Origin of the sequence: Maribacter aquivivus (assembly GCF_900142175.1) — a bacterium.
Classification (GTDB): Bacteria; Bacteroidota; Bacteroidia; order Flavobacteriales; family Flavobacteriaceae; genus Maribacter; species Maribacter aquivivus.
Genome location: NZ_FQZX01000001.1, coordinates 2,005,112 through 2,017,671 on the forward strand (window position 1 = coordinate 2,005,112; position 12,560 = coordinate 2,017,671).

General features: G+C 33.1%; 7 protein-coding genes. 6 read left to right on the top strand and 1 reads right to left on the bottom strand.

What is annotated here, in order from left to right:
• Window positions 1-4: 4 nt before the first annotated feature.
• The 3 genes from BUC31_RS08420 to BUC31_RS08430 all read left to right on the top strand — a co-directional run bounded on the left by BUC31_RS08420 (window position 5) and on the right by BUC31_RS08430 (window position 2,556).
• Window positions 5-796 (top strand): SDR family oxidoreductase, encoded by a 792-nt coding sequence (locus tag BUC31_RS08420; protein WP_073243005.1) that lies wholly within the window; start codon window positions 5-7, stop codon window positions 794-796.
• Window positions 797-877: 81 nt separating this feature from the next.
• Window positions 878-2,197: an L-fucose:H+ symporter permease gene (gene fucP / locus BUC31_RS08425; protein WP_073243835.1), complete on the top strand. Its 1,320-nt coding sequence runs from the start codon at window positions 878-880 to the stop codon at window positions 2,195-2,197.
• A gap of 17 nt (window positions 2,198-2,214) precedes the next feature.
• Window positions 2,215-2,556: an L-rhamnose mutarotase gene (locus BUC31_RS08430; protein ID WP_139251912.1), complete on the top strand. Its 342-nt coding sequence runs from the start codon at window positions 2,215-2,217 to the stop codon at window positions 2,554-2,556.
• Window positions 2,557-2,789: 233 nt separating this feature from the next.
• Here BUC31_RS08430 and BUC31_RS08435 read toward each other — a convergent pair whose 3' ends face one another.
• Window positions 2,790-5,321 carry a glycoside hydrolase family 2 TIM barrel-domain containing protein gene (locus BUC31_RS08435; protein WP_073243009.1) on the bottom strand — a complete coding sequence of 844 codons (2,532 nt, stop codon included), beginning with the start codon at window positions 5,319-5,321 and terminating at the stop codon, window positions 2,790-2,792.
• Window positions 5,322-5,739: 418 nt separating this feature from the next.
• Between BUC31_RS08435 and BUC31_RS08440 the strand changes: the two genes are divergently transcribed.
• The 3 genes from BUC31_RS08440 (at window position 5,740) to BUC31_RS08450 (ending at window position 12,554) form a co-directional block, all read left to right on the top strand.
• The gene (locus BUC31_RS08440) at window positions 5,740-7,371 is read left to right on the top strand and encodes a transcriptional regulator (protein WP_139251913.1); all 1,632 of its coding nucleotides are present in this window, start codon (window positions 5,740-5,742) and stop codon (window positions 7,369-7,371) included.
• A 395-nt stretch (window positions 7,372-7,766) separates the two neighbouring features.
• Window positions 7,767-10,796: a SusC/RagA family TonB-linked outer membrane protein gene (locus tag BUC31_RS08445; RefSeq protein WP_244534024.1), complete on the top strand. Its 3,030-nt coding sequence runs from the start codon at window positions 7,767-7,769 to the stop codon at window positions 10,794-10,796.
• An 18-nt stretch (window positions 10,797-10,814) separates the two neighbouring features.
• Window positions 10,815-12,554 carry a RagB/SusD family nutrient uptake outer membrane protein gene (locus BUC31_RS08450; protein ID WP_073243014.1) on the top strand — a complete coding sequence of 580 codons (1,740 nt, stop codon included), beginning with the start codon at window positions 10,815-10,817 and terminating at the stop codon, window positions 12,552-12,554.
• Window positions 12,555-12,560: the final 6 nt, after the last annotated feature.

Sequence of the window (12,560 nt, forward strand, 5' to 3'; positions counted from 1 at the left end):
CAATATGGATTTAAAATTAAAAGATAAAGTAGTTGTCGTTACAGGTGCTGCGGGATTAAAAGGAAGTATTGGTGAAACTATAGTTCAACATTTGGCAGCTGAAGGCGCTATACCGGTCATTGTTTGTAGAAATGATAGAGGGTTTGGTTATGAGAAAGAATTACAGGACAAAGGTATTGACGCTTTGTTCGTAAAAACAGATTTATCAGACCATGTACAAATAGAAAAGGCTGTGCGTGAAATTGAAGAGAAGTATGGTGAAATACATGCCTTAATAAATAATGTGGGTGTTAACGATGGTGCAGGTTTAGATGCTTCTTTAGACGATTTTATGTATTCGTTAAAACTGAATATGGTCAGTTATTTTGCCATGGCCAAGTATTGCTTGCCAATGCTCAAAAAAACTAGGGGAAATATTTTAAATATAGGCTCTAAAGTAGCACTAACAGGGCAAGGCGGTACTTCTGGTTATGCAGCTTCAAAAGGTGGGGTATTTGGTCTAACAAGAGAATGGGCGGTAGATTTAATAAAGTTTGGCATCCGCTCCAATGCCATTGTTATTGCCGAAAGTTGGACACCTGCATACGATGCTTGGATTAAAACTTTAGACAACGGAGAAGAAAAACTTGAGGCTATCGTTAAAAAAATTCCTTTAGAAAATAGAATGACAATGCCTGCAGAAATAGCGGACCAATGTTTATTTACTATTTCAGAAAAATCATCTCATACAACTGGTCAGTTTATTACTGTAGACGGCGGTTATGTTCATTTAGATAGGTCATTATTGACTGAATAATACTAGACTATTAATACAAAAAAACTCTAATTATAATCCAATTAGCTTTTTATTTTAACCATGAAAGTAATTCAATTAAATATGAATCAACCAAAAAAAATACCTGTAGTAAGTAAAGAGTTATTGATACCTTTTATCATTATAACATCACTTTTTGCTTTATGGGGCTTTGCTAATGATGTCACTAACCCTATGGTGACAGCATTTAAAAAGGTAATGCCAGAATTAAGTTGGACGCAAGCATATTTAGTACAATTTGCATTTTATTTCGGATATGGTTGTATGGCTATTCCTGCAGCATTGTTTATTAAAAAATATACCTACAAGAAAGGTATCATTCTAGGATTGTCACTTTATGCCCTTGGAGCATTTTTGTTTTATCCGGCATCTGCTTACGAAGAGTATTCATATTTTTTAATCTCATTATATGTCATTACATGTGGTTTAGCCTTATTAGAAACAACATCAAACCCTTTGATTTTATCTCTGGGAGCTAAGGAAACTGCTACACAGCGGTTAAATTTGGCGCAATCTTTTAATCCAATAGGGTCTATTTCAGGAATGATGATAGCTCAATTTGTAGTTTTAAGTCAGATAAAATCAGCGACCTATAATGATGAGACATATGCAGCTTTAGACGTAGCAAGTAAAGCCGCAATTAAAACAGAAGATTTAAATATAATTAGCTACCCCTATTTAGGTATTGGGGTTATTGTTTTGGTTATTTTAATATTAATTGTGTTTACTAAAATTCCCACTGTTCAAGAACATACGAGTTTAAGCTTCAAAGAATCCGTAAGCAAAATATTTTCTAAAAAAACTTTTTTGCCAGGGGTTATTGCTCAAATGTTCTACGTAGGAGCACAAATTATGTGTTGGACGGCCATTTTTCAATATGTACAGTATTTAAATGAGTCTACAAATAGTGACATAAACGCCACCTATATGAATATGATCGCTATGGGTATTTTTCTTGGCGGTCGTTTCTTAGGTACCGCTTTATTAAGTGTTTTTTCAGCGCCAAAATTACTTTATATTTTTGCAGCATGTGCCGTATTATGTTGTGCAGGGGCTATCATTATACCTGGAATGCCCGGGTTAATTTCTTTAGTATCTATTTCTTTATTTATGTCAATTATGTTCCCTACAATTTATGGTATAGCCTTAAAAGATATGGGAGATGAAGCAAAGGTAGGATCTGCTTTTTTAGTAATGGCAATTGTTGGCGGAGCTATTTTTCCTTTAATGCAAGGTGCTATAATTGACATAGGCGGAGATAATTTAGCAGATACCTTGATTTTAGGAGTTCCTGAAGTTAAGTTTTCTTTTATTATGCCAATGATATGTATAGCAGTAGTTGGCTTGTATGGCTTATATGCCGCTAAACTAGAAAATGCTTAACTATTTAAAAAATTAGAATCATGACAAAAAGATATTGTTACGCCTGTGATTTAAAAGACGACTCTAAATTAATTGCTGAATATAAAGCATATCATGCAGAGGGAAAAGCATGGCCAGAAATCACAAAGAGTATTAAGGATGCGGGTATAGTAGATATGCAAATCTATTTAACAGGAAATAGAATGTTCATGATTATGGAAGTTGATCAAACGTTTGATTCAGCCAAAAAAGCTGAAATGGATGCTAATAACCCCAAAGTACAAGAATGGGAGAATCTGATGTGGAACTATCAACAGGAGCTACCTTGGGCTAAAGATGGTGAGAAGTGGATTGAATTAGACCAGATATTTCAATTATAACCTAGTAAAAGTAATAGAAACACAGAAGCCAGATCTTTAAATCTGGCTTCTGTGTTTTAAGTAATTAATATACTTACTTGATTTAAGTTAGACTACGGTAATTGGCAACAATTACAATCTCTTAGAATAAACCATTTAAAATCCAAATCTTGAGCCCATTGCAAATCCCATATTATGCTTTCTTAATGAGTCTATGTTGATCATACCTAATTTATCTGTTAGTTCTTCTGTAGCTACTGTTTTTTCTTATTTGGTATGATTGTTATTTCTATTTCGTTGCTTGTTAATGTATTTGAGCTTGCTTTTATACGTATTGGTGTTAAGCTATCTTTTGTTGATTGAACAATAAGTAAAGCACGCCCTTTATCTGTTATTAGCTCTTGTGAATTAAAGTCTTGCGTATTAGTGATGCTGCCATTGTCTACGCCTAACACTTTTGCATCTCCTGTCACAGTAAATAGTACTTTTTGATTTTCGGTTTTAACAGGGTTACCATCATTATCTATAATTTGTAGTACAATATGAACTGTGTCATACCCGTCTGCTAGTACGCTTTTAGTATCAGTAGATATTTGTAAGGCTTTTGGTTTAGTACTAGTTTTTATGAGTGATTCAACTTTTTTTCCATTTTTCAATCCAACGGCTTTTAAAGTGCCTGCTTCAAAAGGAACTGCCCATTTATAAATATGATCTTCAAAATCTGCTAGCTTTTTAGTACCCAATGATTTTTCGTTTAAGAAAAGTTCTACTGTATCAGAATTTGAATATACTTCTACTATTGTTATTTGATTACTATCGTAGTTCCAATGTTCATTCACATCTTGCCAAAACCAGAGGGCTTTTTGCCAAGCTCCTTCTTTTTTCTCAATAACTTTACCATTATTGTCAATTTTATATTTTGATTTTTCAGCCGTTTGTGTCGTAATATATATACTAGGTGACTTGCTCCATAAAGATTTAAACATATAGAAAGAAGGCTTTTTAAATCCAGCCAAATCTAATAATCCGCTTGGAGTTCCTTTTTTAGGCCATCCTCCGTTAGATTCTCCCAGATAGTCAATACCGGTCCATAAGAATGTTCCTGAAATAAAAGGTCTTTCCATGACAGCCTTCCATTCATGCCATTGCCCTAAATTTTCAGTACCCATAAGTGGCTTGTTAGGGTAGTTTTCATGACCATAATCGTAAAGAACTCGTCTATAGCTAAAACCAATTATATCTAGAGCGTCTGCATAACCAGATTCATAACTAGAAGAAGGTAAAATGCAATTAGCGATCACATATCTTGTTGTGTCTAATTCTTTGGTCCATTTAGCTAGTTTCTGAGCAGTTTTACCAATATCATATGTAGCTTGTGGTAATGTGACTAGCTTCTTTTTTATCTGTTCTATACTATTTGGTGGTGTAGACCAAAAGTAATTGCCACTCCAGTCCATATTATTGAAGAAACCGGTAGCTTCAGCATTACGTGGGTATGTCCATTCAATTTCATTACCAATACTCCATTGAAATATTGATGGGTGATTTCTATGTGATAAGATGGTGTTTTTTAGGTCTCTTTCTGCCCAATCTTGAAAATGTTCAGTGTAAGCTCTGGTAATATAGTCAACACCTTTTTCATTCATATTCTTTCTTTTATCTTTAGGGTTGTCCCATTCATCAAAGAATTCATCTTGAACCAAAAAGCCCATTTCATCGCATAAATCTAAAAACTCATTGGAAGCAGGGTTGTGCGATATTCGTATAGCATTACAACCCGCATCTTTTAGTTTTTCTAAACGTCTTCTCCAAACACTTTTAGGTACGGCTGCACCAACTAAGCCAGCGTCATGGTGTAAACAAACACCTTTTATTTTACGGTTTTTCCCATTAAGATAGAATCCTGTATTGGCATCAAACTTAATACTGCGAATTCCAAAAATAGTTTCTTCAGTATCTACTACTTGATTATTTTCAATAATTTGAGTAATGGCTTTATAAAGAGTAGGTTTATCTACATCCCATAAATCAGGATTTTTAATAGCTACGGTAGTTGTATAATTTTCTGTAGCCCCTGGATAAATCGTTTGTTCTTTAGTTGTTGAACCAACCTTTAAATTCTCATTATTGAAAATTTTTGTAATGATTTTTACTCTTTTATCTTCTGAATACCCGTTTTTAAGTTGAGTTTCTATTTTAACAGTGGCTTTATTTTGCTCTACTTGTGGTGTGCTAATAAATGTTCCCCAAACAGGAATGTGAAGTTTGTTTTTTGTAATTAGGTTTACGTTTCTATAGATGCCAGATCCTGTATACCATCTACTGTCTGCATATCTTGTTCTATCTACAGTTACATTTATAGTATTTGTGTTTTTCTGCAATTGTTCTGTAATCTCATAATAGAAAGGAGAGTAGCCATAAGGGTGTTTTCCTAATTCTTGATTATTTAAGCTTATAGTAGCATTATTATATACACCATCAAAAACTAAATACGTAACCTGATCATCGTTCAATTTTAGGGTAAAGTCTTTTTTATAATATCCGGTGCCTCCTAATAAATAGCCTGTAGCCCCTTCGCCTTTTATTGAGTCGAAAGGTGTTTTGATACTCCAATCATGTGGCAGGTTTATTTTTCCCCAAGTTGTATCGAACCGATTAGATGTGGAGTCTTCTAACTTAAATTCCCAATTAAAATTAAAATCGGTGTTATTGGTCAAATATTCTTTTGTAGAACAACTAAAAAGTGTGATTGCAATTAGGGGAATAAGTAAAATTTTATATTTCATTCTGTTCGTTTAAAAATATTTTTCACGGTGTATTTTTTATGTTGTACCGCACTAGAAAAAACTAAACATTTTATTTAATTAATTTTAACCAACTATTTTTCTAATATACTTTAGCTGAACTTTTTGCGATATAGAAACAACGTTTGTTGATTGTAAGTATCTACAGTTAAATGCACTATAAGTATTGAAACTGCATTTAATTTTCAATTAATTCAAAATATTGCAATATTATATAGTAATAACTGCAGTATTCTTAGCTTTACAAATATGTGTTTATTAAAGGGTTTAATGTTATTCATAAACTAGACAAAAACTCAACATAACCCAATTAGTATTGGTTTTTAAAGAAAATGAACTAGACATTGTATATATTGATTTCTCAATTAAACTTTAAAAGAACGAGGAGAATTTTTTTAATATGAATTATACAATACAGACTATTAGAGGGTATTTAGTTATCTTTTTAACCTTGGTTTTTCTCGTATGCCTAAGTGGTATGTTGTCTGCACAAAATATTAAAAAAACCGATCAATATTTCCAAAAAGCAGAGTCTCTAAAAGCAACGAATATTGATAGTGCTATTAATTTCTACAAGAAAAGTATTCACTTACATAAAGAGCAAAAAGATACCGCTAACTTGGTAAATAGTTTATATGAGCTTTCTAATTTATATGCCCATAATTTAGATTATGGAAATTCATATGATGGTTACTGGGAGGCCTTGTTTCTTGCTGATAGTTCAAAAAACGATGTAGCAAGAGCAAAGTTATATCAAGCATTGGGTTGGCTTTATTTATTTTATAGGCGAGACAACGAAGCTAATAATTACTTTAACCTTTCTCTGAGATTAAAGGATAAAATGATTGATGAAAAGGTTATGAATTCTAGTTATTTATTAACCGATTACTATGCGTTAACTACTATGTTCAGAACCAATGGAAATGATAAAATGGTTCGTAAATATTTAGACAGTAGTAATATTATTCGAAATCAATATAAGATAAAATCTAACTATTTAGATGCAGAAGAGGGCTATCAAGACGCAAGGGACGGTGATTTTGAAATGGCTTTGCTTAAGTTAAATAAATCTAGAGATGAGTTCGAGATTGAAAACCCTTCATACCTAATTATAATAGATTATTTAATTGGTCAGGTTTATTATATGAAGGGTGATTTAGAGGAGAGTAGAAAGTTTTTTGAAAAATCATTGGCTTATACTACGGTGTATAGTAATCACTCAAATTATAAGTTAATGGTGCAAGAAGCCTTGGCACTTTTAGATAAACAGGCTAAAGATTTTGAAAGTGCTTTTCTTCATTTAGAGGCTGCAAATGAATTGAATGAATCAATTTTTGGTAGAAAGAGTAAGAATAATCAACATTTGTTTGAGATTAATGATAAGTATCGGCTGCAGAAAGAGAAAGAAAAGGAATTAATAAAAGAACAGCGCCTGGCTAATTTAGAAAATGAAGAAAAATTATGGGTTTTGAAGTTTTCATTGATGTTTGTTGTTGTGGCTTCCTTACTAATTCTTGGATTTTTATTCATTCGTAATATTAGACGTAAACATAAGTTAGAAAAAAAATCACTTGAAGAAAAGAGAGTTGTTGAGTTGCAGAAAACTAATGAAATATTAGAGTTGAAGAATAATGAACTAACGTCTTCTGCATTGCAACTGATAGAGAAAGAAGAGTTTATTAGAAAAATGAAAGATACTATTGGTAAGAGTAAAGAAAATTTAGATGTTTCAGCTCTCAATAGAATAATTAGTGCTGCACAAGGCAGCCCTAGTGGTAATTGGAAAGAATTTGAGGCTAGGTTTACGGCTATAAATCAAAGTTTTTATAAAAATCTAAAAGAATCTTACCCGTCTTTAAGTCAAACAGATTTAAAACTTTGTGCATTGGTAAAGCTTAATTTTTCTAGTAAGGAAATGGCATCACTTTTAGGTATTTCAATTGAGAGTATGCATACATCTCGTTATCGTTTAAGAAAAAAGTTGAAACTTGAACGTAATGATAACCTGACAGAGTTTATAGCAAACCACTGATTTAGAATTTTTATACTTCCAAAAGCTCAGTTGTTTTTAATTTCATAGAATTATTTCTGCTCATTTAGTTGAATATTAATCAACTGTTTCTAATAACACCATCAAAATTACTGTCTAGTTGTGTTTAGTATTGCTTAAAACACTGACAAATAAGCCTTTTTTTTATTATTTGTTCAGTTTTTGTTGAGTGCTATTTCTAAATAAAACAATATCAAATTAATAATTTAGACCATATAAATTTATTATTTGTTTAAAATTTAAGAATCCAAATAAGAATTTGTTAAAAATAACTCACCACAACTTAATTATTAATTAACTCAATTTTATTTATGAAGGAAAAGGACAAATTATGGAAGAGGATGCTTTCAGTGTTTTCTCTATTTGTAATCTAGGCAATGCAACAAGGCCATGCGCAAGATGTAATTAATGGATCCGTAAGTGATGAACAAGGTACGCCGATACCAGGTGCAACCATTCTTATTGAAGGAACAACTAAAGGAGCTGTTGCCGATTTTGATGGAATTTTTTCTATTAATTCAGCATCCGGAGATGTTTTAGTGATTTCATCAATTGGTTTTAAAACTAAAAAAGTAAGCGTAGGTGCAAGTAAGAATTTAAAAGTTGTACTTGTAGAAGACCTTGCTCTTTTAGACGAAGTTGTTGTTGTAGGTTACGGTACACAGAAGAAGAAAGAAGTAACTGGTGCTGTAGTACAGGTAAAGTCTGATATTATTAGTATAGCTCCTGTGTCTGATGTTAGTGAGTCTCTGCAAGGTCGGGTAGCAGGTGTAAATATACAGGCTGCAAGTGGACGCCCAGGTGAAGCTGCCAACATTCAGATAAGAGGTGTAGGATCTTTACTTGGTAGTTTAGAGCCATTGTATGTGGTAGATGGGGTTCCTTATGAATCTAACCCTAACATTGCTCCTGATCAAGTAGAAACTATAGACATTTTAAAAGATGGTGCTGCAGCTTCTATTTATGGGGTAAGAGCTTCTAACGGGGTTATTTTAATTACGACTAAATCAGGTAAAGAAGGGAAGTTAGATGTTAACTTTTCTACATACACGGGTATTCAGAATATAACTTCAGGAACACCTTTAATGAATACACAACAACAATTGTTTGCTGATTTTTCTGTAGATAATGTTTTAAATGCTGGTAATCTTCCAGGATACTTTATTACCTCTCCAGAATTATTGGATTTTGACAGTGACTTTGTTGGAGATGTGCAAAATAATAATGCTCTATTTAGAAACTATGAATTGGGTATTAGTGGCGGTTCTAAAGATTTGAATTTAGGTTTCAGTACCAGTTATAACGATCAAGAAGGTGTGCTGATCAAATCTGGTTTTGATAGATTGAGTTCTAGATTGACAGCTAATTTTACAAAAGGAAAATTTAAAGCATTTGCTACAGTTGCTTATACTGAAGAAAATAGAGAGCAAGAACCTTTTGCCTATTATGAATATAGTATAGGTCAAAACCCATGGCAGCTACCTCTAGGAGAGTTAGATATTAGTGAAGATAATGTAGTAACAATACCAGTAGATAATACTATTTATTTTGGCTTTTTAGCAAAACAACTATTGAATATTGATGATAGAAAAACAACTTCTACGAATGTTGCTTTCAATATGCAGTATGAATTAGCAAAAGGGTTGACTTACAAGTTAAGTTTAAGTAATAATAAATTTGACTATAATCGAAAATTCTTTAGACCTACATTTTTAATTTATGGTAGAGATGGCGTATTAAATGCAACGGCTTCTACGCTTGAGGCACAACTTCAAAAAGATTTTACTATGTCTACTAGAAGGGTGCTTGAAAATATGATAAACTATGATGTAAAATTCGGTGGTCATAAAGTAAACACAACCTTGGTATCTTCTTATGAAGATTATTCGTCAGAACAACTTACCATAGGTGGTATTGGTTTCCCAACAAATAGTACACAAGAAATTGGGCAAGCTTTTTCTGCAACTACACCAACTAGTTTCGTAAATAATTATTCACTTTCTGGTTTGCTAGGTAGAGTTCAATATAGTTATGATGAACGCTACCTATTGTCAGCAAGTATTCGTAGAGATGGTTCTTCTAAATTCGGACCGGATAATAGATATGGTACTTTTGGAGGTGTTTCTATAGGATGGAATATTGCCGAAGAAAATTTCTTTAAAAATTCATTTTTGGGTGATGCGGTCAATAGCTTAAAGTTTAGAGCTAGTTATGCAGAATTGGGTAACCAAGATGTTCAGCCTTATGCAGCATCTACTCAAATAGAAACTGGTGTAAATTATTTATTCGGACCTAATGAAGCTATAGCTTCAGGATTGATCCAAAGAAGAAATGCAAATCCTGATTTGAAATGGGAAACGAGTGTTTCTAAAAACATTGGGTTTGATTTAGCTATGTTTCAAAATAGATTGACCTTGACTGCTGATTTTTATAGCAATGATAAGCAAGATATGTTGTTGCCGTTTCAAACACCGCCTTCTTTAGGTACATCTGCGCCGGGTGCAGAAACCGTGTATAACCCAATATTTATCAATGCTGGTAAAATGACCAATGAAGGTATTGAAATAGCATTAGGGTTTAAAAGTGAATTAAAAAACGGACTAAAATATAATATCTCTTCTACGTTCACGAAAAATACCAATGAGATCATAGATCTAAACGGAATAGAGCGTGGTTACTCTAATGGTAGACCAACATTTTCTTTAGGTAATAGTATAGATGAAACTACATTTTTTGCCGTAGGTCATGAAGCAGGAGCATTCTTTTTGCTAAGAAATGAAGGTGTTATTAAAACTGATGCTGAATTAGCAGAATACCAGCAAATAAATCCATCTGCAGCAAAAGGCGATATGCGTTATGCTGATGTAAATGGCGATAATGCAATTGATGATAATGATCGTGTTTATGCTGGTTCTGGTCAAGCAGAATGGGAAGCGGGTTTAAATGTTGATTTAAACTATAAAAACTTTGATCTATCGGTTCAGACTTACATGTCGTACGGTGCCGAGTTATTTAACGGTGCACGATTTTTTGCCTACACTCAAGGTAGACACTTAGATCAATATTATCAATGGTCTCCACAAAACCCTACTTCTGATATTCCTAGTTATAGAAATAGTGAGGCTACAGAAAGCATCAGAGCAAGATCAGATTATTGGATAGAAGATGGTACTTATTTAAGAATTCGAAATATTACTTTGGGTTATTCTTTACCTCAAGATTTATTAGATAAAACCAAAATTGGTAGCATAAGATTATATGTAACAGGATTTAACCCTTTTACAGTGACTAATTATACCGGTTATGATCCAGAAGTTGGTGGTAACGGTATAAGCACAAGAGGTGTTGATAGGGGTAATTATCCTGTAGCTAGAAGATTTGTTCTAGGGGCTAAAGTTAAATTTTAATAACTAATTAAGAAAAAAATGATACAAGTTATATTAAAACACAAAGTGTGGTCCATTGCAATAGTGGCATGCTGTATATTATCTCTAGCTAGTTGTTCAGAGGATGAATTTTTAACAGTAGATAACCCAAACTCTATTACAGATGCAACGTTTTGGAATACACCAACTCAGTTCAATACTGCCTTAACGACAGTTTATGGCGCAATGCAGTTTCAAGCAGTAAGTGGTTCTGGATTGTCACAAGAAATAATTAGGGCTGATATTGCAGATACCTATTCTTTTTTTGGAAGATGGAACATTTTTAGACAACTGAGCTATACAGATAATAGTGAGCAAATAGTAAATAAGTGGAATCAATTATATATTGGCATTTTTAGAGCTAATCAGATAATAAATAATATAGAACTTGCCGATGAAACTGTTTTTGCAACAGGGGAAAAAGAAGCTATTATAGGTCAAGCAAGATTATTAAGGGCTTTCTTTTATTTTCAATTGGTTCATACTTATGGTAAAGCGGTAATACGTACAGAGGTTTCTACAACAGAATTGAGTAAAGCACTTAGTTCAATTGAAGAAGTTACACAGCAAGTAATACTTCCAGATTTAAATTATGCAAAAGATAACCTGCCATTAGCTTGGGACGATAGTTCAGATTTAGGCAGAGTAACATCTGGTACAGCAACATCTTTAAGAGGCAAAGTTTATTTGTTTGCTGAAAACTGGCAACTTGCTGCCGATGACTTTAAAGAAGTTATAGATTCTGGTGTATATGCGTTGGTTCCAAATTCTTTAGACAATTTTACAGATCAGAACGAATATAATTCTGAATCAATTTTAGAAGTAGCGTACAGTTCTACAGCTAATCCTGGCGCAAATGGAAATAACGTAGATGATACTCCTGGTAATTCAGGTGCTGAAGCTAGTGCTGTCTCTAGTAATTATGCTTCTATTGGTGGCTTTGGCGGATTTAATACCGTAGTAGCAAATTTGTATCTACATGAATTATTTACGAATGATGAAATAGATCCTAGTAATCCAGTCAATGCAGGCGGTAATTTACATTCTCAACGTTTAACGGCATCTATTTGCCCAAAAGACTTTGAAGGGACCTATTATGGTGTAGATAATACAGATACAAACGTACATTCATATAGAGGACTAGGCTTAACAGCTTTGGTGAAAAAGCATACAAATTGGTTTCAAGGTACAGCTGAAATAGCTTTAAATAGAAGTGGAATTAATTTTAGGCATATTCGTTTGGCAGATGTTTACTTAATGTATGCAGAGGCGGTTTTAAATGCAAGCGGAGATGTAGATGAAGCTATTAAGTACATTGACATGGTTCGTTCAAGAGCTGGTGTTATAACAATACAACAGTACCTAGCTGATAACGGAAATACTTTTCCGCAATTACACATTAGTAAGCAAAGGTATGGTAGCCAGCCATTTGTTAATGCAACAGCTGATAATTTAATGACACACCTTCAGATGGTAGAAAGACCACTTGAACTTTGTTTTGAAGGGCAAAGATGGGCTGATTTAGTTCGCTGGGGTATCGTTGATGATGTGTTTGCAACAATGGCCAACGACTTAAACTGGAGAAATGATAATTTAGAGTCTATCACAGGACAAGCACCTCTTTTTATTGAAGGATCAATCAATTTACTTTCGTTAGGCGGTATAGATAGATATAGTTCAAGTCAACATGATTATCTCCCTATTCCTGCAGGAGAAGTACAAAGTAATAATGATTTATAATATTTA